Here is a 24,526-nt window from a genome sequence, read left to right as displayed (position 1 = left end):
AAGTGACATCTCCCAGCTGTACAATCGTAAGCTGAATGTCCGCTTACTTTCGCGTTGTTGAAGAAAGCGGTACTGCAGCGAACTTCCGCTTCCCGCCCTCTCTCCTTCAGAAATAGGAATACAATCATACGCTTGTATGCGGACCTTGCTCTGTTGCGTGATTTGTGTTCTTGATATGTTCCTATTTGTTCAACACGTACTGAGTAAGGAGTTTTTATGAATGCAAATAGTAACCAAACACACACCACCGAGACGGCGCCTAGTCTGAAGCGTCCTTTCATGCTGGCCTACACGGTCAAGCCAATTGATGACGGTCGCAAAGCCATCTGGAGCAAGATTGGCGCGGCATGGTCCCACAAAGATGGTCAGGGCTATGAGGTGCGCATGGATGCGTTGCCCGTGGACGGCCGCATCGTGTTGCGAACCGTGAAAGACAGTGATGCAGATCAGACAGGTGAAGTGCTCGGGCGCACGCCGGATTAGATCGACTAAGTTTACTGCGTAGGGAGGGGCAGGCCAGTGGGTCTGCCCCTTTTTCGTTTGGGTGTGCCCGCTCTTAGGAAACCTATCGTTTGACCAGTTGATCGATCGTTCTGGTTTCGGCGTCCCCGGCTGCGCCGGTCAGGCTCGCGCACGCTGAGCCGGTGCCCGTCTCATCCCTGCGGGCGTTGATCCTTGACGCAGTGTTGTCAGCCTTTGGCTGTCTCTTTCTCCGGTTAGGGCCTGCGGCCCATCGACCATCAAGGCCAGGCCTTCGGTGAGCGTCAGGGACCGTGGCTCAGGCGTTCCGCCCTGCGCCCGCACCATCCCTGACGCTCAGCCATGACAGTCTCCCCCGCTCATTGCCGCGTGGCTAGTCGGGTTGCATGCGCAACCCGTTTTTCAACTTGAAGGGAGACTAGAAATGACCATTCAATTCCATGCCCAACCCTATGACCTTGCAGCGACTGGGTTCTATTTCACTACAGCCGATGAATTCACGACCAAGGCCGCTGCCTTGCGGAATGACTACGGCGAGCCTGTCGAAGAGTTTGAGTTTCAGTTCATCGATGGCGAGGCCATTGACTGCGACCTCGTCGGCGCCGTTGGCATCAATCAAGCCAATCTCGAGCAGGTGTTGGAGGGCATTGCGGATTGGGACGAGCACGAGAAACGCGTAGTGATCATCGCCGTGGGCGAGTGTGGTTATACGTTCGAGGCCGACACCCAGCCCAACGACTTTGACGTCGACATCTACGAGACCCGCTCAATGCGCGATCTCGCCGAGCAGTTTGTCGAGGAAGGCCTTTTCGGTGACATCCCCGAGCGGCTGCAATTCTACATCGACTATGACGCTATCGCCCGTGATTTGGCCATGGACTACGGCGAAGTCGAGGTCGGCGGCACGTTCCTGATTTACCGCAGCACTTGAGAGGGGTGCAGCCCAAAATCCCTGCGCAGCATCGGGGGCTTTCGGGTGCACTCCTGCATCGCATATTGAAAAGACCATATCCCTGCGAGCCGACCACGCCGTTCTAACGTAACTAGAGTGCTCGACATCGCGAGCGGACCTTCGTTCGACAAAGCCTTAAGCGACGCTATGCGGGACAAACCTGCCATTCAATTTCCGAAAGCAATGTCCACTTAGGTGGGCGAGGGCCTTGGCCTAAGACGCGCGTGCAAGATGGTGTTTGGGCGAACATCCAAATTTGCGGGAATAATCGCGGCTAAACTGCGTTGGGCTTTCATACCCAACTTCGAACCCCGCAAAAGATACAGAAGGGACACCACGCTCTAAGAGCGTGCGCGCCTCAATCATACGCAAGTCCTTTTGGTACTGAAGCGGCGTGGTGCCGGTCACGGATTTGAAGTGTTCATGAAACGACGACGGGCTCATTCCGGCGACCTGCGCCAATTCGCCAACAACCAATGGCTCCCGAAACCTCGCCCTGATCTGCTGGATGGATTTGGCGACGCGGCTGGCATGGCTGTCCACCGACAGAAGGCTCCGCAACATTCCACCGATCGGTGACAGGAGGAGACGATAGTGAATTTCCCTTAAGATCATCGGGCCAAGGACCTGCGCATCCAGAGGCGCATTCATCAACTCCAAATAACGCACCATCGGCTCGGTCCACGCTGGGTCGGCTTTGCTGGCAGACAATGATGTCGCATGGCCTTGGTGCAACACGGCCGCGCCAACCTGCTCGTACAAACCGCGCAGGACGCTCAAATCCAATGAGAATATGAGGGCTCGGTAAGGACGTTTCGCGCTGGCTTCAGTGATCTTGGACACCACCGGCAAATCGTGACTAACCAAGAGCATATCGCCTTCGTCGAGTTCGACAAATTGCTGACCAACGCTCATTTCTTTACCGCCCTGTAGGATCAGACAGATTACAGGATTGTAAACAACAGCCTCAAACACAGTGGTTTCTGTGCGTTCGAAGACATGGGCAGCGGGAAGGACTCTGGCAGAAGTCTCATATTCCTTGACCGCAAGCTCGGTTGATAGGCGATTTAGTTTCTCAAGTGACATCTTGTCCTCCTATCTCGACGCTTACCAAAGCAACGTTTCGATTTCATCCATTAACACCAACATTCAGAGGAATTGGCAAAATTGGCGTAGGATTTGGCAGGACGTTTCAGCGCCATGTCCATAGTTTCGGATCAACCACAAAGTTGAACGGAGCATCCTATGTCTGACGCACAACCGACTTTCGTCCTGAACAAGGACGCCGCGATCCCCGCCGTGGGATTCGGCACCTATCTGATCTCGAATGACGACGCTGAAAAAGCCATCATGTCCGCGATTACGGCGGGGTATCGGCACATCGACACGGCCTCGGGCTATCGCAACGAAGAAACCGTAGGCTCCGGGATCAGGCAAGGCCTGCGATCCGAAGGGCTGTCCCGCGGTGATTTGTTCGTCACGGCCAAGCTATGGCCCGGCAACCCCGCATGGGGCGACGTGCCCAAAACCGGTGCACAAACTGTCGAGGAATGCGACGCAAGCCTGTCCCGCCTCGGTCTCGACTATGTCGACCTTTACCTGATCCACGCGCCTTACGGCGGCGACATGCGTCTAGACCAGTGGCGTGCGCTTCTCGACTTGCAAGCCAGCGGCAAGGCACGGGCCATCGGAGTGAGCAACTTCAACGAGCGCCACTTGGAAGAGATTGCGGAGGCAGGCCTACCGATGCCCGATGCCAACCAGATCGAATTGCATCCCTGGTCGCAGAAACCCGGCTTGCTGGCCAATATGGCCAAGCACAATATCGCGCCGATCGCCTATAGCAGCCTTGTTCCGCTTTCCACATGGCGCACGGAACCCGGTCAGGACAGCGCCAAGACCGAAGAGATGAAGGCAGACGGGACGGCCTTCCAAGGCATGGCCGAGAAATACGGCGTCTCAGAAGCACAACTGCTGCTGCGTTGGGGCGTTCAGAATGGATATGCCGTCCTGCCCAAAAGCCTGAACCCGGATCGAATGCGCCAGAACCTGGACCTCTTCTCCTTCTCCATCGACGACAGTGACATGGCGCAGATGGCGTCGATGGACCGAGGTGACGGGGTCGCATGGGCCAGTGGTGACCCCAGCAAATGACATTCACCGCATTGTCGGACACAAACCAGCCTTTCCAGATACATGGAGTGACCATGAAGCTACCTATGTTCTTAACCACAAGCGCCCTTGTCGCTGTCATATCCACACCGCTGATTGCCGATACGTCCTGCGACGCGACTTTGATGGCTGGCAGCATCGCGCAGCTCAGCGCTACCCATGCAACCGTGGACACATCCATTCTGATCGACGCCACCCCGGCGGAGGTCTGGACCACGCTGACCAACTTTGCGGCGATGGCCAGCTGGAGTTCCGGGACCCTTCAAGGGATGACCGGCGACATCGAAGATGGGGGCCGCGTGACGATCAGCTTCATCTTTGGCACCACTGAGGATGGCGCGCCCAATGTGATGGAGATACCCCACACGCTGATCTACGAAGAAGGCAGCGTTATCGGGTGGTCAGACCCCTTCCCCGAAGACATCGGGGGCGGCCATGACAACCACCTTTACCGCGTCGAGGCTTGTGGTGATCAGACCCTTTTCGTCCAGTCAGACGAGATCGTGGGCAACCCCTACGCGGCTAGTTTCGTTGCCCAACTGCTGCCGATGTATCAGGCGTTCAACGCCGAGCTGAAAACTGAAGTTGAAGGCCAATCGTAAGAATTCTATGGCGGGAAGCTGCCTGATAAGCTTACCGCCGCAAGTTGATCCTCCCCCTTTGAATTGGCCCAGTCCTATAGTTAGGAATCGGAGGATCAAACATGGGAATCAAGCGACACAAACCAGAAGAGATTGTTACGAAGCTACGGCAGGTTGAGGTTCTGTGCGGCCAAGGAATGCCGTGCATTGATGCAATCAGGCAGGTGCAGATAACGGAACAGACATTCTATCGCTGGCGTAAGCAATATGGCGGTATGGGAACGGACCAACTGAAGGAACTCAAACGCCTTCAGAAAGAGAATGATCGGCTGCGTCGAGCCGTGTCGAACCTGACGCTGGACAAGCTCATACTGTCGGAAGCAGCACGGGGAAACTACTGAGCCCTTCGCGTCGTCGTGCCTGCATTGAGCATGTGCGAAGCCAGTTCCAAATCTCTGAGCGGCGGGTCTGCCGTGTTCTTGGTCAGCATCGGTCGACACAGAGGCGTCTGCCGGTTGGTCGTGCTGACGAGGAACGCTTGGTGGCCGATATGATCGAGCTGACCCGCCAGTATGGACGCTACGGTTATCGTCGGATTGCCGCTCTGCTGAGGGATGCAGGCTGGCAACTGAACGACAAGCGTGTCGAACGTCTTTGGCGACGTGAGGGGCTCAAAGTGCCAATGAAGCAGCCGAAGAAAGGAAGGCTCTGGCTGAACGATGGGTCGTGCGTCAGGCTCACGCCCCAGCATCGTAGCCACGTCTGGTCCTACGACTTCGTACACCACCGAACTGGTGATGGGAAAGCGTTCCGGACACTGAACATCTTGGACGAACATAGCCGGGAGTGCTTGGCGATCCGGGTCAAACGGAAGCTGAACTCGACCGAGGTCATCGATGCTCTGACGGACCTGTTTGTCCTGCGTGGAGTACCCGCCTATATCAGGTCGGATAACGGCCCTGAGTTCATTGCAGAGGCCGTACGAGATTGGATTGCAGCCGTTGGTGCCAAGACCGCATACATCACGCCGGGATCGCCCTGGGAGAATGGATACTGCGAAAGCTTCAATGCCCGGCTCCGCGATGAGCTGCTCAATGGTGAAGTCTTCTACAGCTTGCGAGAGGCGCAAATCCTGATCGAACAATGGAGGAAACACTACAACACGAAACGACCACACAGTGCATTAGGCTACCGCCCACCAGCCCCGGAAACCATCATCCCGATGGCACCCAGGCCAATCATGCACTAACATTCAAGCTGGACCACTCAGGTGGGGCTGATCAATATAAGCAGCCTTCTTAAACTGGTCGAAGTGTTCAGTCTTGTTGAGATTACTGAGGCTGATGATTATTAACGTTGAGTTTCATCAGTCTAAATGGGAGTGGGGGGTGCGCGGGTTATACGTTCTCAAATCAGCCCCCGGGCACCATTTTACTTTCAAGGAACACCTGGGACGTCAGGACAGTTGGCTGCGCTGGACTTTGAACCTAGCCCATTTTCCGTACGCACAGGGCACTCCCAATCAATTTACCGTTTGTGCGCGTGCCTCACCATCGTCCGTTGCCTCATATCGCCAGCTATGCGTCCTCTGGGACGGCGTATTTCACTATCACCATGATGTTCACTGGCATATTCCATCCGTCGCCGTTGCTCTTGTGCCAGTAGCAGGTGGGCGAAAAATAGAAGGTGTCGTCGCCAGGCGATCCGGTGACGGAGAAATCCAGTTTCAAGCTATGGAAATTCTGGTCGTTCTTGCCGGTGTCGGAGCTGAACCGAGTTGGCATCACGGCGATTGAGTCAATCGGATGGTTGCCGGACACGGAATAGGTCGTGCCCGTGTTACACTGTCCGAAATACTTGAAGTCCAGCCCACAGGGCTTGGTGCCGTTTTGGGCCACCATGTCCCATTCCAGCGTCCCGGACCCGAAGGAAGATCCGTTGTGATCTACTTGAAATTTTTCGCTGGACACCGCGACACTGTTGCCGTCTGAGATCGTGCGATCCCCGGTCGACAGGGTCATTCCCGTGATCTGATCGTCGCCGGAAACGCTCCAGTTGAACTTATAGAGACCCGTAATCGCGTTCTGGACCTCGGAAACGTTCATAACCGTCGGCGTGGTCGTGGTGCGGCCATGGAAGGCCAGCACTTTGGGCGAGGTGTCATCGGTGTAGATCATCTGAACCTTCACATAACCGTTGCTCGACAGGGTGTTATAGGAATCGTCAGACAACAACTGGTTGACGTTGGCGTAGACGGACGCTGCGTTGGTCGTCTCGGTTGCGATAAACGCCCCAAGGCTGGAGATGTGGTGATCCTCGCCGTTATTAAACTCAAAATAGAAGGCGTTGATCGTCAGGATGTGGCCCGAGATGTTGCGCCCGGGATTGAATGTGTAGGTCTGTGTGTCGCGGGGAAACTTGTGCTGTGTGAAATAGACGCCGGGGGTCGTGAAGGTCAGCGTTGCTGACATCGGGATGGCGGCGCTGGCGTCATCCGTCGAGGTTGCAAGCGACGTCGTCGTGGGCGATCCGCTTTCCAGAAGTGCCACTTCGTCGGGCGTCATCCGGTAGGGAGTGAGCGTATAGACCACGTTGTTCTTTGCGGGTGTCGGGATCGGGATGTCGCCGCCATCGACCGGATACCAAACAGTGTCGAACCCTTGATCTGGGGTTGAGGACAGGCAGACGTAATTTGCATTCTTGGCGGTGAATGATAGGTGATAACTGGCATCGACGAAGTTGGCATCGGCGTTGGAACCAATCGTGACGCTCAAAACCTCGGGCGGGTTGATCGTGATATTGACCGGCGTGCCATATTCGTTGGACAGCAGCACGTCGCCGTCCTGGTACTGTGCTTTCAGCGTCACGGCGCAATCTTGGGTGACGTAGAAGTCGTAGCCCGTTGTGGTCGTTAGCGGATCGGTCAGGGTCAGGGACGTCCCGTCATTGGGCAGCAGCAGCACTTGAGTGGTGTTCTGGGTGGTCCAGATGAGCGAGGCCGGTTGCCCCACATCCACGGCCATATCGCTGCTGCCATCCAGGGCCGAGAATGCTGTCGCAAGGGGCGGGCCGACGACGACATAGACCGAACTGACGTTGGAAAACTGGTCGCCGAAAGCATCCGTGCCGCTGACGGTCAGCGTGTAAAGCGTGTTTTCCGCCAGCGCATCAAACGTCTTTGGGCCGGTTTGCCCCACGGTTTCACTGCCCCCTCCCTGCACGGTGGAATAGCTCAGCACGCAATCGTAGGTCGTGCCGTCCTCGGTCGCATCGCCGCCATAGACGGACCAGTTGAGCACCGTAGACGTGCCCGGCCCGGTCAGGACCTGGGGGGTGGCGGTCAACGGCTCGACCGTGAAATCCAGCGGAAACTTGGAAACCTCAAAATCAATCGAGGTGGAATGGTCCGCATCCACCAACGTCTCTGTCACGGTGATCTGAGAGGTGCCGATCGCATTGTTGATCGTGATCTGGAAGGCGAACGTCACCCCCTCGGGCCCAATGGAAATCGCACCTGATGTCGGAGTAAACGTCACCGTGGAGCTGGCGATCGTCATGGTCCACCCATCGGGCATCGAGATGCCAAAATCCTCCAGATATTGGTTCGTCAGGTTAAAGGCGTCCTGGCCAACGCTGAAAGTGAACGCGATGGATTGCACGTTGACGGCAAACCGGCCCGCGCTGCACACATAGGTGAAGGTCGCGACGCTATCGTGCGTACTGCCCGAGACCTGGACCGGATTGGGATCAGTGCTGAGCGCATATTGCAGCGACGGGGTGTCAGGCATGGGTATTCCTTATGGTGTGACGTGAAAGGCTATGCCTCAATCCGGCACTTGGTAGATAATCAACACATCGCAATCCACTTGGCCGGTGTAGCCGTCGCCAGTCGATTTGTGCCAATACATGGTCGGCCGAATGAAGAAGCTCGTGTCGCCGGGGCTGCCCTGGACGTCGATCGTCATCTGCATCGAATGGAAGTTCTCATTACTGCTGCCATTGCTGACAAAGAACCCGGTGGGAATGACCACAATCGACTCAATTGGAGCCGTTCCGCTCACCTCATACGAAAGCCCGTTGTTGCATTTATTTTTGGATTGCCAATCAATCCCCCCCGGCTGGCCAGGGAGTGAGGCGATGGTCGTCCAAAGAACCTCTCCGGGGCCGTAGGCGCTGCCGCTGTGATCCACCTCGAACTTCGCGTCATTGGTCTTGACCACGTTGCCCTTAGAAACGACGGGCGTCCCGGTTGTCAGGTTGAAACCCGAGATCTTGTTCTGGTTGGAATACCAGCTCATGGAATAAAGGCCATTGGTCGGCTGGGTGACCTCGGGCGCGGGCATGGTCACTTGTTTGTAGATGCTGGCGGGCGCCATCGACAGAACGTCGGGCGTAGAGCCGTCCAGCCAGATCAGTTGCACATCGATATAGGAATCGTCCGAGATCGTGTGGGGCGGGTCATGCTCGTCGCTCAACAGCTGGCTCACGTTCACCGTCACCGTGTCGTCATCCGCCTTCGCCCTCACAATACGGCCTACCACGGTCGAGATGTAGTTCGCGCCGCTATCCTCATAAACGAAGTAAAATCCGCTGATGAAGGCTGCGAAGGCCGTCGGGGTCGTGCCGACGGGGAAGGCGTAGGTTTGCTTGGTTGGGTCGGCGGGGAAGGAGTGGGTCGCGACCTGAATGGCGGGCGCCTCAAAGGTGAGGGTTACTGAGGTCCCCACGCTTGCCGGCGTCTCCGCCTCGGCCCCCAAAACCTCAGTTGCCGCGCCGCCGGACTTGATGATGGCGATCTGATTGCGGGTCAGCTGATAACCCGTCAGCGTGTATTCGACCCCTTGGGTCTTGGGTGTGGGGATATCGATGGTGGTTTGCGTGACCGGATACCACGCGGGCGCGATCTTTTGATCGGGCGAGGTTGTCAGGCAGACGTAGTTGGCGCTTTGGGCCTCGTAGGTCAGCTGATAGGTGCAATTCACGAAGTTGCCGCCTTCCACCGACACGACCTTCATGTCTGTGACCACGGGCGGGGCGATCTTGACAATCACCGGATCGCCGTAGGGGTTCGTGCGCGGTTGTGCGCTGCCATCCTTGTATTCCGCAGACAGGGTGTAGCTGGTCTTCGTCAGCGGGTAGACCGCGTAGCCGTCTGAGGTGGGCGCGTTGATGATGTGGACCGACCCGTCGCTGGGTTTGAGTTGCACATTGGTGGCGTTCTGGGTCGTCCAGACGAGCTCCGCTGGCTCGCCGTAATTCACCGTCACCTCCTCTGCGCAGTCCGAGGTCGTGAAGCATGTAACCAGAGGTGGCCCGATCGGCACAAAGACCGAGCTTGTGTTGTTAATCTGCCCGCCATCTTCCTTCGTGCCTTGGACCGTCAGTGTAAACAGCGTGCTTTCGACCAAGGGCGGCGTCATATAGGTGTCGGACGCGGACACCGTTTTGCTGCCGTTCTTGGTGGCCGTCGCAAAGCTTAGGGTAAAGGCGTAGTCGGCAGAGTTCGAGCCGCTGACATCCCAGCTGAGTTGTGTGGATGTGTTCGGCCCCGGCAGAACCTGCGGATCGGCCGAGATTGGCACAATGGTCAGGTCTAGCGGGAATTTGGACACCGACAGCGTGGTCGTGCCGGGATCCCCGCCGCTGGCGTCGATTTCCGTGATCGTGATGGGCGTGGTGCCCGGAGCGTTGTTGATCAGCATCTCGAACGTGAACATCAATCCATCCGGCCCGACCTCTGCGGACCCGGTCAGGGGAGTGAAAATCACGCTGGCCCCTGAAATGGTACGCGTCCAGCCCTTGGGCAGGGTGAGGGTGAAACCACTGACCTCAAGGTTGCTGAGTTGGTTGGCGTTTGATCCGATGGCGAAGGTAAATTGAATGCTCTCGACCGTGACCATCCGGCCCTGCGGGTTGCTGGCGACAACCTCCAGTGTCGCCGTGCTGTCGGTTTGCTCGTCCGAGACCTGCACCGGGTTCGGGGTGCTTGTCATGTTATATTGGAGCTTTGTCGTCTCAGTCATATCGCCCTCGGTTCATAAAAGGCCTGTCGTGTGGGGATCGGGGCAGCGGGGAGGCGTGTCATGTTCACTCCCCCGTCGGCACATCTGGGTTCGGCGTCAGTTGCAACCACCCCTGCACCATATTTGGGGCCGCACGATCCAGACGGGCGCGGTCGCTGGCGCTGACCACCGGGTCACTGGCCCATGTCGTGGGATCGGACGCGCTGATCCATTGCCAGCGGCCATTCTGCTCGGACGGCAGCGGGATCTGCACGGCCTCTGGTTCCAACAAAACAGGCCCAACAGAGATCGACAGCGCCATGGTCTTCAACGCCGGGGAGACGAAGCGATCCGGGATTTCGCTGCGCTTGACCGGCAACAGGCCGGTGGTCGCATGCAGGCTCGCGCGGGGATCGACCAGCAGCGTCAGGTTTTGGGACTGCGTCGTGTCAAAGACGTAATCGGTTTGATGAGAAGTCGCGGGAACCGGATGCAAGTTCACGTAATTCGGCCCACCCTCATCGGGAAGCGGCGCGCCGATCTTCCGGACATAGCCCGTGTCATCTGCAAGCACCTCGGACGAGACATGGACCGCGTTCAACGTGCTGTAGTCGCTTCCCATGTAATAACCGATTAACCCGTCCGAGCGGAGTTCTTCTCCGCCCAAACGCACCGGAAACGGCACCTCCAACAGGCTGCCGGTGTTCTCCAGCAGCTCATCACTGCCCGGCTTGAACAGGTCGATGTAGGCTTGGTTGGTATAGGCCAACCCCTTGAGTTGCAGTTGCATATTGGCGCGCACCACGGCGATGGGATAGCCGATCAGGGTCGACAGACCCTGATCCTCGCGTCCTCCCAAGGGGTCGATGGTCCAGGCGGTTTCATCAATTGTGCTCAAGAGCGCAAAGAACGCGGCCCCATTGTCGTCGATGATAACGCTGTCCACGACGCCTTGCAGATGCGTGTTGAGCCCCGTGGGCGCGCTGCCGCTGAGGTCTTGGGGCGCCACGGACCCGCCAGGCGCCCAGGTCCAGACGACTTGGCGCTGCTCCACACCGTCCGCGATGCCAGTCACAAGCGTCCCGATCTCTCCCAACGCGTTGCCCGCCTGATCGTAGACCGAAATCGCCTGATCCAGGTGATTGGCCAGAAGCCAGCCACAGACCGGGTTGTCATCCGCGCCGTAGCCCGTCTCTACGGTGTCGTCATTGGCCGAGACAAAGCGCACCGCAAGGCGCGACGGCTGCACGATCCGTGGCGGCAGGCTGATCAGCCCGTCCGAGACCGCCGCCGTGTCGCTTGGCGGTTGCATGCCCCGCGACAGGATCGGGACCAGCTGTTTATTCCCCGACGACGGGGACACGCCATTGGCATTGGTCAGGTCACAGATCCGGCCAAAGCTGTCGGTCAGCCGCAGGGTTGAGAGTTGCATCATGCCGCCGCGCAGAGGGAAGAAGTAGGGCACGCCGCCGTGGTACGCCAAGGACTGATCGGGGAAGGCCTGCGGGTACGGCACGCCTTCCGGCTGGCGGCCAATCAGCGGCTCCAGCCCGTCGGACGGCGGCACGTTGTTGCCCATGTCCCGCATCACCAGAAGCGAGGTCAGCCCGCTGAGCGTTTGGGACAGGACCTGCCACTCCTGCACCTGCGCGATCACGCTGGGATCAAGGCTTCCGGGGTGGGTCTCCTCCCACGCGGCCAAAGTGGACGAGAACGTGCGCGTGGCCTGAGGCGTCACATAGGTGCGGCCCGAGTAGGGTTTGACGTGTTGCGAGGATAGGGTGCCGGATTGATCCGCGACCAGATCATTGCCGGCCCAGACGTAGTCTTTGCCGTCAAAGGCCCAATCCGCATAGTCGAAGGCGAACTGGTAATCCGGTTCTTGTCGAGTGAAGTAGCCGTAGGTCGATGAGGAGGATTCGAATTGGTAGGTGAAGAGATATTCCACCTTCCAATCGAGGTAGAGCGGCACCCAGGGCTGCTTCCACTTCACCAGCGCCAGCGGCATCGGCGCGGCATCGGCATCCTCTTCGGCCACGGCACTGGGCAGAAGGCGCGCGGCGTCGCTGACCATAAGGGCCACGCCTTCTGGCAGGGCGGCAGCAGCCTCGGACGACACAAGCGCGGTTTGCGTGTCCGCGCCCACAGCGGCGGCGACTTCGGCCAGCGTCCGGCAGGTCAGCAGTTTCGGCTGGAACGAGGTCAGGCTGCCCGCGCCCGCGATCAGCACGACCGGGTCTTGGGGCTGCCAGTACCGCGCCTGCGGGACGGGTTTGATCGTGTAGCTGCCCGGGTCCGGCATGGTTTGGGCAAAGGCCGCAATCCGCTTGTCCTGATCGCTCGCGTCGGGATCTCCGGTGGTGGACGGGGTCGCCCCGATGGGCAGGCCTGCCGCGATCCCCGACACAAGGCACATCTGGTCCGAGACCGTGTCGCTATAGTCCGCGACCGCCCCGGGCGTCGCGGCAAACTGGGTCTTGGCGTTGTCAAAAAGCGCCTGAGTTGCATTATTGATCAGCGTCTGAGGGGTTTGGGGCGCAACAATCGCCTGTGCTTCCCACCAGAGCGCGTAAAGCTGCCATTGCATGGAGCCGAGGATTGCGGCCTCCCGCTCGAACACGGACTCGGTCTGGTTCAACTGGATCAGCCAGCTTGCTTGGGCCTCGGTCGGCGCAGCCGCGGTGCTGCCGAGGACCGGCACAAGCTCCCATCGGATGCTGCCGCCCTGCGCGCCAAAGGCCGCCCGGTGCGCGCGGCTCTCCAGTTTCTGCAAACCGCCCGGCTCCGCCAATCCGGCAAGGGCGGAATATTGCGCCGCCTCGATCATGAGGGCCACGACATCCGCGTCCCGCTGGGCCGTCTCCGCATCCAGACCGGCCTTATCCTCCAACACCGCAGGCAAGGCATGGCCCACCAGTGCGGACAAGGCATCCACAGAGGTCGCCCCGACCGCGACCTTCACCTGCTCCGAGACCTCGGCCGCCGTGCTCGGATAATTGGTGGGCAACGGGGGCGCCTCATTCGCGTTCCAAACCACCGAATAGATCATCGCGTGGTAGAGGCTCCGGGTCGGCGCGGCAGTGGGGTCATCGCCCGCCACCGCCCATCCCAGACGCTCATTCAGGATCGCGGCATCCTCCAACCCCAGCTTGCCTAGCAGCGTGGGATCCGTGACCTCAGCCCAATCCGTGTGCAGCGCCAAGGGATCAACCGTGGGGTCCGAGTACCAGCCGACAACGGCATAGGCGAAGGTTCCACTGTCAATGCCGTCCAGCGGGTCGATCATCGAGAAGACACCGGGCGCACCGCCGGCGAACTCACTGAACGTGATGTCGCCGGGCCCGACGGCCGCGAGGAACTGCTTGGCCCTGTCGGGCGCATTGGCCGCGACCCAATCGCTCAGGCTTTGTGTGCTGCCGATGTTGGCGGGGACCACCACATCACCCGTCGCGGGCGTGGCGGCAGGGTTGATGAAATTGCCCGCGCCCTCGGTTGCGGTCAGCGTGTCGCTTAGGATCACCCAAGCCGCGCTGTTGGCGGGCGGCTCGCCGGTGTCCGTGCCGCCGTCTTGGGGTAGACGCACCACAAGCCAACGGTTGGGGACCAGCGGAAACTCGGTCTCGGACGGCGAGCCCTGGGTCAGATCCACGGGCCGGGAGCGGGTCAGCGCCAAGGGCAGCGTCCACGTCACATGGACACCAACATCGCCATTCACGCCCGCCTCTGCGTTCACCGCAGGCACCGGCGAAAGGAAATTGTTCAGCTCGGCGTAGTTCATCGGACGGGTGTCGTACCCCTGCCCAGCGAGCTTCGGCGTGATGGTCAACGCCTTGATGCCAAGGGGCACAAGGCAGGTTGCGGTGGGATCGGGGTTAGACATGGGACCCTCCCTTCTGGCTGGCAGCGGCGCGGATCATGAGCGGGTGGCCACGGAAAAGACCATCTGCTGCGGGGCGGCGATGGTTTGAAGCGCATATTCCGAGGGTGTGAGCGTCGTCTCCCCCAGCGCGGTGGCGAGGTCCGAGACAAGGGTTTGCACGTCTAAGATCCGCGTGTCGGGATCAATCGTGACCGGGATCTCTTGCTGAGGATCGTAAAGCTGCCCCGTCGCGTCGCCCGAGATCTGGCGCAGATAGACCATCGGCTCAGTTTGCGTGTCCAACTCCACCCCATAGTGCAGGCCTTCGCGGGGCTGGTCGATCTCGATCCAGGCGGGGACTTCCGTGAACAGCACCAGCAGTACGTCAGGCGACAGCCGTTGCATCCGCAGAAGTGGGATCAGTTCGGACCGGTTTGCATCGCGGAACCCGCGCACCTCCAGAGTCGGCCACCCGGTCACAGCGGCGGAGCGCAGAAGCATCCCCGCAACAGGCAGGGTCGAGACATCGGCGGGTGGATCCGCCGTCAGCCCCAACAGTTTCGTGCGGACGGCTTGCACCGTCTTTTGCACCGCCTCGGCAATCACGCATTCCATGATTAGCTGATAGGCGCCGTCGCGGCTGGATTGGATGCCGGTCGCCAAAGCGCCCTCCAACATCGCGCGTTGCCACATGCTGTCCACGTAGAAGAACCGCACGGTTTCGCGCTGGAGCATGGCCTGATCGGGCACCAGCGCATTGAACGGCACGCCGTCCAGAAGCCAAAGCCGCGCGAGGTAATCGGTGATCGGCCCCAACGCCTCCTGATCCATCTGTTGCAGGTAGGCCTGCACATCGGGGTTCGACAAAAGCGCCTGCGTGACCTCCACATTTGAGGATTGGGCCGGTGCGTTTCGGGACGGCTGGGGGCGCGCGGTCTTGGAGTGGATCGCACCCTCAATCTGCTGCACCACATCCGTGGTCATCTTGTTCACAAAGGGATCGGACGCCAGATCCGCCACCAGCGCGCTGTTGAGACCTTCAAGCGTGGCCGTGCCACCGTGCCCGGTCTTCTCGGCCAGCAGATACGCCGCCGCCAACCTGTCAATCGCGCGGTGGGCCAGGGTTTGCCAGCGGCGCAGCGCCGCGCCGAAGGTCTTGGACGACAGCGCCTTCAAACGTCCGGTCTCAAACGCCACAGCATAGGACATGTCGAACAGCCCCGTGGTCTGATCGTAGACGGCGGCTTGGGAGGCGTTGAGGAACGGCGCGTCCTGGGCTACGGGCTCGGGCAGCGACGGCACGAAGGGACCGCGATACCAGCTGAAGGTTTGCTCCCCCTGCCGGGTGGCGAAGGTGCGCGCAATGTATCCTGCATCCAGCGCGTCACTCACGTAGGTCTGCGCCTCTTGCGCGTCTCCGGTTGCAGCCGGAGCCGTGGCCTGCGGCTTGCGCAGCCACAAAGCATCGGCCTCGCCATCATCCGGAATCAAGCCGGTCATCAGGGACGAAAAGCTCTGCCCGGCCTCCTTCAAGGAGGTGAACGACCACGACGCCAACGACACCATGCGCACCTGCGAGGTGCCGGACGGGAAGGTGAACCCCGACGGATCATTGAGGTAATCGGTAAAGCCTTCCAAAGACACCAAATGCACGACCGAGGCTTGCCCGGAGGCGACCGTATCGGGGTTGGCCGGGAAGCGGTTGCCGCATACGACCGAGAATGTGCGGCTGCCCGGCGTGGCAACGGCGGGCGTGGCAAGGCTGGGCGCGGCGTCGGTGCCGCCGGTGGCCTTGGCGGTCACGTCCACCTCTCGGCAGGTGGCGAGGAACGGCAGATCGGCCTTGATCGGTATCACCTTGGCGAAGATCTCGGGCGTAATCTCAAACACCTGGCAGGTTGCGGTCCCGGCCTCATGAGCCCCCAGCGTCAACCCCTGCGGACCGTAAACGCCCGTGGGTGGGGACAGCAGATCATCCAGCGTGATCGTGGCCACACCGGTGACATTGGGTGAGGGCGCGCCACTGCCGGTGTTGGGTGTGGTCCCGGCGACAGGGCGCACCAGCTCATCCTGATCCAGCAGCAACAACGCCATCCACGGCGTCGCCTTGTCCCGATCGGTCGGGCTTTGGCCGCCAAAAATGCACCGCTCCCACGGCAGGGCCTTCATGTTCAGGACGACCTGAGGCAGCGCCTCCGCGTACTGGCCCTGGCTGTCGGGTGGCGGGAATTGATGGTGGATCTCTGCCGGGTTCAGGGAAAACCGAGGGCCTGCCACGGTGAACTGCTGTTTCACCGCCGAAAAAGAAGTCGGTGCGCCGTCGGGCGGCGTGTCAGCGGTGAAGTTCTGCCCCACCGCGATGGTATAGGTGTCGGGGTAGAGAAGCGGCAGGTAATTGTCGAAGAACTGCATGTCGACAGAGATGCCAAGGTCTTTGAGAGCCATCTTATGCGCCTCCGCCGGTTGTAGACTGTCCCGCCATCGGGGCCGCGCTGAACACGCCAGACGGCGTGGCTGCCATGATGCTGAGATCGCCGTTCTGCCCCGCGTCCGCGCCCAACTCGGCCAATGCTGCAAAGATCTGGTCCCGTGTAGCAGAGACGTCCGTGCTGGCGATGTTCGTGATCTGCTCCAACGTGCTGTCGCTTGCCGTGGAGGCTGTCGGCGCGCCGCTGGTGGCCGGAACGGCGGTGCTTTCGAGGGGCAACAAGGGCCCGGCCCCGGGATCGACGGGGATGTAGGCGAAGGCCGCAGACGCCGGGAAGGCCGGCGGGCCGCTCAGGGTCGCGTGGGGGGCCAGCACCGTGGTCGCGCCCAGAAGGCAGCCGTCCACTAGATCAGGGGATTTCGGCGCGGATTTGCCCGACACCGGCGTGCCCCACACCGCCGAAGGCGCGCCCGTGGGCGTAGTCGTGGCCTGCCACTGGCTTGCGTCCAACTCGATGCAATCGGAGTTTTTGATGCTGATCGCCAGCGTCGTGTCGGTCAGTGTCACGCCCAAGGGCCGCGCGCCGATCTCCGCGTCAGAGGTGGCGACAGACGCGCCACAAAGCAGGATCTCCGAGGCCGGGATAACGGTCGCGGTTGAGAAGCAGAAGGCGTCCGCGCGGATGACCCAATCGGCGCCGATGTCCTCGGACGTCTCAGGGAACATATACAGCAACCCGCCCGACAGCGTGACGGTCACGACGCTGGAGTTCGCCTGATTGCCGGTGGTGACCTCCTCGGCCAAAGCGGTTGCGGGCTGCACTGCCAAGTTCGTCGTCGGTTGCGCCACCGGCGGCGGCAGCATCGTCTCGAACTCGTCCCAGCACACGGTGTCGTCGCTTCCGGTCTGCTCCGGGGCGCCGAACGAGAACGGCAGGCTGATGAACCAGAAATCCAACGCGATCTTGCCGCCAGACGGCGCGGCCCAGAAATCAAACTCTCCATTGGCCTCGACCTGCAACGTCGATTTTGAGCCAAAGAGCGACACCGTATAGGACGCGCCCGCGGTGACGGACATGTGGACGTCCAGATAGGCCGGCTGCCAGTAGAGGAAGGCGTCGATATCGGCCGAGAACCACAGCTTCATGCCCGCCATGTCGAAGGTGAACTGCATCTCGCCGCCGACCATCACGTTGCTGGTGGTCAGCGCGAAATAGAGATCCCCGTTCATCGACAGGTCTTCGGCGAAAGAGAACGAGAACCCAAGGCGCGCAAGTTCCGGGTAGTAGTCTGGCACCGTGATCGTGGGGCTGTACCCTCCCAGCGAAATCACCAAATCGCCGCTGTGCGCGTTGTCACTCCACCAGGCCTGCAGCGCAAAGCCTCCGGTCAGTTTGAACTTGGGGTCGAGCAGGAAACTATCGGGGCTGAGCACGGCAGAGGCCAGAAACTCATCCGCGCCGATATCCAGCGTCACGTCGATATCGAGGCCCACATAGGCGAGGTGTTTGTCCGTGTTCTGCGGCAGGGCCATGGTGGCGATGCCCAGAAGCCCAATCTCAAAATCATTGCCGAACTCGACAGAGGCCAACACGTTGGCGTTGACGATATCGTAGGTGGTCCAGGCCAGCCCGCCCGACAGCCAATACTCGCCGCGTGATGGCGCGATCCAGTTGTCTAGCGTCTCCAACACCGCCGTTGGCCCGCCGCTGAGGATCGAAGGGTCGGCTAAGGCGGCGACCAGCGGGAAGTCCTCTACCTCATTAAGGCCGGGCAAGGTGAGCGTGCGGTTGTATCCAAAGCCCCCCGTTAAGCCCTTGAGAAAGAACGCCGGAATGCCACCCAGAGGCGCATCCATCAGGGCATAGACAAACAGCGACGGCGAGCCGTTATCATTGGCATAAGCGCCATAGGCCGAGATCGCGTAGTGCCACAGGCGCAGCATCGCCTCGCCCTCATAATCCACCGGATCCGAGGCCTTGTTCTCCAGAAAACTGCCCGAAATCTCGATCGGACCTTCCTTGAAATCGACACCGATGCCGTCTAGCCCCAGCGTGTAATCCGACAGCGTGAAAGGATGCGTGACCGGGATGCCGATGGACAGGTTCACCAGATCCACCGTCAGGCCCAGAAGCGACACGCCGCCATCGACGATGAACGACAGGATATCCTCGGATTGATCCCAGCCGACGCCCAGTTTGGACAGATGCACCGGCCCCAACGCCTCTTGCGCCGAGAACCAGACGATGTCCGTGGGGGCGTTGTTCTCATCATAAAGCTGCACGGCCAGATAATCGTTCACGACATAAGCGGCAGAGACAGAGAACGGCGGGTTCACCGGATCGGTCGCGTCGGTCGTGGCATTGCCGCCTTCGCCATCACCCGAGGCGACGCTGTTGGCCGCCGTGGGGTTGTCACCCTCCGTGTCGGCGGCATCGAAACTGGTGCCAAGCGGAATGCCCAGATCGTCCAGCCGCGCCGCGCCGCCGATCTGAAGATCCGGAGTTGAGGACAGGTTCAGCGACACCAACCCGCGCAACTCGATCCCGCCCAAAGTCACGCCCGCGACGTCCAGAAGCGGATTTCCGTTGGTGCCGATGTAGTCGACGCCCACGGACACGAACTCTAGCCGGGGTGCGAAGGCAATTTCCTGGTCGGCGGCGGTGTCATATTCGATCAACATGACCGAGACGCCCGGTTGCAGCGCGGTCGGATCGTCGTTGGGGGACCCGGCCTCGGTCGGCTCCGTCGCGGGTGTGTCGTTGACCGAGCGCGAGATCCAGGAGTTGGCGTAATCATCCTCTCCAGTCAGCCATTTGCCGATTTGCAGGGTCAGCTGCGGTTTGTTCTTGTTGGCGCCGGTGTCCGGCTCATTCGGGGCCTCCGTCGTGCCGCTGTCGTCCGCGGCCACCTTGCCCAAAGCGTAGTCGGGCAGGCAGATCCGCAGGCCATAATCGGTGGCCGTGTCCGAGGTCTGTTGCGCCACAACATAGAGCCCGCCGTTGCCCATCGGGATCAGAACGCTCTGCTCTTCGCTGAGCTCGTCGAGCATGTGGAACACGATCTCGGCCGCAATCTGGAGGGCACTTTTGTCGGACCAAGCGGAGTAATCCGCCAGCGTGTAGACGCCGCTATTTTCCTGCAATAGCAAGCCCGCGACCAGCAATTGCCCAACCGTCAGGCTGGTTTCGCCAATACTCGAATTCAGGAAGTCCGTCACCGATTTCGTTTGCAACAGCGTGTCGAGCCCCATCTCGATTGAGCTGCCAATCAGCTCCGTCAGGCTGGTCGCGCTGGCGAGTTTGGTGTCGTCGGCGTCAAAGAAATCAACCTCAAAAGAGGGCGACACCTTGTCCGCCAGGCTCAGGAACCCGGTGATGGTGATCTTCGAGACGGATGAACTTTCAAACGGAGCAGGCGTGTCGAGATTGACGACAAACGACACCGTCAGGGGCGTGTCCGCGCCCGCCAGCGCGAAATCCGCGTCGCCGCCGGTCAAAAGCGCATAGATCGGCGCGTAGCCGAAAACATCGACGCTGCCCTTGGCGCTTGTGGAGGTGAACGTGTGCTGCATCCCCACGCCGATATCGCCGGGCGTCGTCTCGAAGGACGCAGTGGGGTCGCTCATCACAAGGCTGACGCCCGTGACCGTCTCGCCGAAATTGATCGGATACCAGTTGAGCGTGTTACCCGCAGGGTCCGTCAGGCCAGGAATGCCACCGCCCGTGGCCGCTGGTCCAAGGATCGCATCAACCAGCGGGAACAGCACCTCGGGGCGTTGCGGCACACCGTCGATGTTCTTGATATCGCCATCGCCCCAGGGGTGTTCGAACCAAGCCTCATTGACGTCAAACCCGTCGTCGGTGGTGGTCAAAAGGTTAACCAAAACCCCGATCTGTTCGAGCCACGACGTCAGGCTGGATGCGGAAATACTCGCCATATAAAGGCTCCCCTTTCCAAGTGGCAGAGCCCTTGGCGACCAGGTGGTGGGGGCCAAAAATAAACGCCCCCGCATGAAACAATACCCCGAGGCTACGCGCAAAGCTGAATAAAAAACAAGGAATTTGAGTCCGTGGAGTGGTGGTTTGGCTTTCGCTGGTCGTGAATTGGCGGTCAGAAAGGGTATAAAAATTAGGGAGAATTGAGCGGTCCACGTTAAGGAATTGAAGGGCTTTGTTGGGTGCTGTCAGACAAATTCGAACCAGTCTCAGGTAGGACAAGGTCACTGCCACTTATTCAGCGCAAAGAACCCGCCACTCCGACAGAGCGGCGGTCCGGTTCAGCTTAAAGTTGTCGCGTGAATTGAGGTGGCGTTCCTGGTTGAAGTGATTGGAGACAGATGCGTGAACGGAAGCAAATTTCTGCAGACTTCGCATGCGTCGGAACCGAAGCATCGCCCGTTCTCTTCGTCGAAAAGGTAAGTGCGAATTCTCCGCTCGATTGTTGACCCAGCGGCCTGTCTCTTGCCGATCCGCGCCGCCTAGTTCCTTGAGAGCAGCGCCGTAAGAGCGCAGCTTGTCGGTCACGACCACCTCGGGCCGGCCGTGCTTTGGTATTGCTTTTCTTAAGAATTTCAGCGGAGCCTTCTTGTCACGCCGCTTCGTGACAAAGCTCTCCAGCACCTCGCCCTCATGATCGACAGCACGCCAAAGATAGTGCTGCCTGCCGTTTATCCGCACGAAAACCTCGTCCAGATGCCACCGCCAGCGGCTTGATTTAAGGCCTTGGATCCGGCGCTTCTTGATCTCTGACGCAAACATCGGGCCGAAACGCTGCCACCAATATCGGATGGTCTCGTGACTCACTTCTACGCCACGCTCGTGGAGCAAATCCTCCACGTTCCTGAGCGAGAGCGGGAACCGCACATAATACGTCACTGCCAGGCGGATGATCTCAGAGCTGGTTTTGAAATACTTGAAAGGGGATCGTTTGGTCATCTAGCGACGCTATGCAACCGCCCTGCCCCGCTCAACCCAAGTTCCTCTGACAAGGCCCGAATTTGCGATGGGGCGCCCGTCGGCCGGCCTAGGCAGCGGCGAGCGTCGCAAGTCTAAACGCCCGAGAAAGGGCTTCGTCGTCACTGTTTGTTGGCGGATGGAGGCTACAAACCTGTCTTTGCCCAGGCCCAACCTCATAGACACATGACACGAACGTCTTGTCAGCGAGCGCACAGACGCAAGGAATCCATCGTCCGCCCGGACCTTCTACAGGTTTACCCCGACGCACGTTCACCGATCCAGGCGGTGGGCAGCAGACGGAGACAGCAATATCAAACAGTATTTCGAGAGGCACAATTTCACTTCTTCGATGCCAAATTTAAGAAATTCAGTAGATCATGATATGGTCTAATTTGCCTTAAGGCTGTATGGATTGCGCGTCTTCGGGGAGTGATGATGTTTACCCGACTCACAACTCTCAGATATTCTAACGACTTACACTTTGCCAGGCTCAAATGTGTCGCCCACAAAAGCCGCTTGGAATGGGCAAAGGTTCGGAAAGCCAATTCCGCTATTCGAAAATACGATGCCAACCTTCGCCACATTTGTCTTAAACTACGTGCGAACAGCATACTTGCCATGGACCCAGGGAGCAATGGGCCTGCTTGCTTGCCGCGTAGACACGCATCTCTTTCCGCTCAAACGCAAGCATCTTGGTCATATATGAAACTGGGAATCGTTCCGGGCTCAATGATGACAATCCTCACTTGAGCTTGCGTCATGTGACGGCAAGCGTGCTGCAATTTCAGGGCAATGGACCTGCAAAGATCCTGTTCACGACCACAAATGCTGACACCCGATATGGCCGATTGGATCCTGAACCAGAGCCGAAGACTACTTGACACTGTTGATGTCACGGGTCGCGCCTAACGAAATGTTAACCATATTGCACTCAAAAAATACTTGGCAACCTGGGTATGAGGAGCAACTCGAAGATGACGTCGCCAAGTAAACTTTTTGAACTGATGACACACTTGTCCAGTATTGTTCGAGATCTGGAAAAAGCGGGCATTCGCATTGAGATTGGCGACGACTTTACCAAATACCGCGCCTACCGAAGCAAGTTGTCTGGTCGTGGGCCGATTTATCCCATGTTCGACGTGGCAGCTTCTTACATTGACCACACGAACGGCTTTTGGATATGCGGATTCAACGAAGACGGCGATCTGATCCACACGCAAGCCGTGCGCCTTCTCGACCTGTCGGGAGGCTCGCTGAATATGCATTTGGATCGTCATCGTCACAAATACATCACTCCTGACTCCACACCTGACCCGGACCAGACCTTTTATTCGGGGCCTGATGCGCTTCAGTTCATAACCGGGCGGGTCTGCTATCAGGGCGAATTTTGGCTTCGTGCCCAGGGCCTTGGTGGCCCGCGTAGTCAAGGAGTAACTACCCTGCTGTCGCGTCTGATGCTCGAGGTTGCGGTGGCGACATGGAACCCATCATATGTCTTTGCACTTGTGCCGCAGCGGGTAGCCACCAAGGGGGCTCATTTGCGCTATTGCTTCAACCATTGTGAGCCCGGGCAGTGGATCGGGCCAGACCAGCAAGTAACCGAAGAAGACTATCTTATCTGGATGGAAGCAAGTGAATTGGCGCGAACTCTTTCAAAGACACGACCGGCAACCCAAGGAGGGGCCTGTACCCCCGTGACACCGTTTGCTGCCTCACTCGCGCGGGCGGCCCTTGATGTTGGAGTGCCTGTCAATGGCTGAGCAATACCTCTCGCAATTGACGCAGAAAACGGCAGACATCCGCAAGATTGCCGGAGAACTTGCCGTACCCCGTGCTGTGATTATTGGACCAATTGCGGCCTACATCGCCTTTGTATTGGATCTCACCCTCGTACCGCTGTTGTTGCCAGCCATACAGTCGCAATTTGGCTTGTCCGTTGGGGATCTTGCTTGGGTGTTCAACTCCTACGGTGCAGCGGTCGCCCTTGGCGTGCTGTTTTGCGGATTCGTCGGCGACACCCTTAACATAAGAAGAATTTTTGGATGGGGGGTCGCCCTTTTCGCTACGGGTGCGCTGGTGTCAGCAACAGCGCAGAATTATGAAACCTTTATTGCCGGGCGACTTCTGCAAGGTTTCGGGAGCGGTGTTTTCTCCCCGCTTGTCCCGATATATTTGACGCGCGCCTCTCCAGACACCCCGGGACGCACATTGATTCTGTGGGGAAGTATCGCAGGCTACATCGCAGCTTTCGCCCCTCTTCTATACGGTCATCTCCTCGGGGATCACAGCTGGAGAATAGCTTTCGTCTTCATGGCGACCGTCGCCGCCGGCGCATGGGTATTGCTGATTAGATCACAGGTATCGCAAGACCCGGAGCGTTCCACTTCAGGCAAACGGAACTACTGGGAGATTTTCCGCAGCCGAGACCTTCTCGTAACATTTGCATACGTGTTCTGCACGTACGGGAGCATCTCCTATTACTTGTTTCGCCTACCGGTTTGGCTGTCCGAGAACGAAATAGGCGCCTCCAGTATTGGCCTCTTCTTATCAGTGGCGTGGCTGACCTTTTCCTGTATCAGCACCCTGCTAAGGAACCTGGTCGATCGGCGTCATATCCAAGGGATCATGCTTGCTGCTCCGCTATTTATGGCTGTCGCAGTGCTGCTTTTGTTCAATCATCAAAGCTTTCTGCTCGTCGGGCTGTCGTCAGTTCTGATCGGTGCAGGACTGGCGTGTAGCAATGCACCGTCGACGCAGTTGATCCTGAGATTTGCGCCTGAGGGATTGACCGCCCTCTCGGCAAGCCTGGACATCACGTTTGCTCGGCTAGGCGGAATCGCAACGGTATCCATTCTGGCATGGTTGGACCGAGGCTATGCTAGCCTCGCGATATGCGTCCTGTGCGTATTGGCCGTAATCTGTGCGCACGGTGTAAGCGATAGTCGCGCCGAGACTGGTTAATCCCTCAAGGGTGGCGGTAAAACGCACTGGCGAGGCCCAAAACACACGCGGGTTCGACCAGAGGTATGCCGTGTTTTATTAACGACTGGTTAACTATTGAGAGATATCGCTTTTTTTCGGCTTGGTGATTGGTC

General features: G+C 59.2%; 14 protein-coding genes. 7 read left to right on the top strand and 7 right to left on the bottom strand.

Annotated elements, in window-relative coordinates:
* The first annotated feature begins 279 nt into the window (after positions 1 to 279).
* Both AC6I9R_RS07295 and AC6I9R_RS07290 read left to right on the top strand, forming a co-directional pair.
* Positions 280 to 483, top strand: a complete 204-nt coding sequence (locus tag AC6I9R_RS07295) for a hypothetical protein (protein WP_461428162.1) — start codon at positions 280 to 282, stop codon at positions 481 to 483.
* Positions 484 to 904: 421 nt separating this feature from the next.
* Positions 905 to 1,411 carry an antirestriction protein ArdA gene (locus AC6I9R_RS07290; protein ID WP_461428161.1) on the top strand — a complete coding sequence of 169 codons (507 nt, stop codon included), beginning with the start codon at positions 905 to 907 and terminating at the stop codon, positions 1,409 to 1,411.
* Positions 1,412 to 1,645: 234 nt separating this feature from the next.
* Here AC6I9R_RS07290 and AC6I9R_RS07285 read toward each other — a convergent pair whose 3' ends face one another.
* Positions 1,646 to 2,518, bottom strand: a complete 873-nt coding sequence (locus tag AC6I9R_RS07285) for an AraC family transcriptional regulator (protein WP_461428160.1) — start codon at positions 2,516 to 2,518, stop codon at positions 1,646 to 1,648.
* Positions 2,519 to 2,677: 159 nt separating this feature from the next.
* Here AC6I9R_RS07285 and AC6I9R_RS07280 point away from each other — a divergent pair, with 159 nt between their 5' ends.
* From AC6I9R_RS07280 to AC6I9R_RS07270, 3 genes are all read left to right on the top strand, one after another.
* Positions 2,678 to 3,586 carry an aldo/keto reductase gene (locus AC6I9R_RS07280; RefSeq protein WP_461428159.1) on the top strand — a complete coding sequence of 303 codons (909 nt, stop codon included), beginning with the start codon at positions 2,678 to 2,680 and terminating at the stop codon, positions 3,584 to 3,586.
* Positions 3,587 to 3,651: 65 nt separating this feature from the next.
* Positions 3,652 to 4,206: an SRPBCC family protein gene (locus AC6I9R_RS07275; RefSeq protein ID WP_461428158.1), complete on the top strand. Its 555-nt coding sequence runs from the start codon at positions 3,652 to 3,654 to the stop codon at positions 4,204 to 4,206.
* Positions 4,207 to 4,307: 101 nt separating this feature from the next.
* Positions 4,308 to 5,434 (top strand): IS3 family transposase gene (locus AC6I9R_RS07270; RefSeq protein WP_461428157.1). Its coding sequence is split into 2 segments (ribosomal slippage): positions 4,308 to 4,572 and positions 4,572 to 5,434, totalling 1,128 coding nucleotides; the frame shifts between segments, so codons are not numbered across the junction.
* A gap of 328 nt (positions 5,435 to 5,762) precedes the next feature.
* On the opposite strand, the gene AC6I9R_RS07265 is transcribed toward AC6I9R_RS07270, so the two are convergent.
* The 6 genes from AC6I9R_RS07265 to AC6I9R_RS07240 form a co-directional block, all read right to left on the bottom strand.
* Entirely contained in the window at positions 5,763 to 7,973 is a 2,211-nt protein-coding gene (locus AC6I9R_RS07265; protein ID WP_461428156.1) for a hypothetical protein, read from the bottom strand.
* Between the two features lie 36 nt (positions 7,974 to 8,009).
* Positions 8,010 to 10,208: a hypothetical protein gene (locus AC6I9R_RS07260; RefSeq protein ID WP_461428155.1), complete on the bottom strand. Its 2,199-nt coding sequence runs from the start codon at positions 10,206 to 10,208 to the stop codon at positions 8,010 to 8,012.
* Positions 10,209 to 10,272: 64 nt separating this feature from the next.
* Entirely contained in the window at positions 10,273 to 14,067 is a 3,795-nt protein-coding gene (locus AC6I9R_RS07255; RefSeq protein WP_461428154.1) for a hypothetical protein, read from the bottom strand.
* Positions 14,068 to 14,100: 33 nt separating this feature from the next.
* Entirely contained in the window at positions 14,101 to 16,491 is a 2,391-nt protein-coding gene (locus AC6I9R_RS07250; RefSeq protein WP_461428153.1) for a hypothetical protein, read from the bottom strand.
* Between the two features lies 1 nt (position 16,492).
* Complete coding sequence (locus AC6I9R_RS07245; protein WP_461428152.1) at positions 16,493 to 20,413, bottom strand: DUF6603 domain-containing protein; 3,921 nt, start codon at positions 20,411 to 20,413, stop codon at positions 16,493 to 16,495.
* A 292-nt stretch (positions 20,414 to 20,705) separates the two neighbouring features.
* Complete coding sequence (locus AC6I9R_RS07240; RefSeq protein ID WP_461428151.1) at positions 20,706 to 21,410, bottom strand: IS6 family transposase; 705 nt, start codon at positions 21,408 to 21,410, stop codon at positions 20,706 to 20,708.
* Between the two features lie 1,025 nt (positions 21,411 to 22,435).
* On the opposite strand from AC6I9R_RS07240, the gene AC6I9R_RS07235 reads away from it, so the two are divergent.
* Both AC6I9R_RS07235 and AC6I9R_RS07230 read left to right on the top strand, forming a co-directional pair.
* The gene (locus tag AC6I9R_RS07235; protein ID WP_497863111.1) at positions 22,436 to 23,191 is read left to right on the top strand and encodes a hypothetical protein; all 756 of its coding nucleotides are present in this window, start codon (positions 22,436 to 22,438) and stop codon (positions 23,189 to 23,191) included.
* A complete protein-coding gene (locus AC6I9R_RS07230; protein ID WP_461428149.1) occupies positions 23,184 to 24,392 on the top strand; it encodes an MFS transporter in 1,209 nt (402 codons plus the stop codon). Before AC6I9R_RS07235 ends, AC6I9R_RS07230 begins: the two co-directional genes overlap by 8 nt.
* The last annotated feature ends 134 nt before the right edge of the window (positions 24,393 to 24,526 follow it).

This window comes from Gymnodinialimonas sp. (genome assembly GCF_059726805.1).
This window is presented reverse-complemented; position numbering and strand designations above follow the sequence as displayed.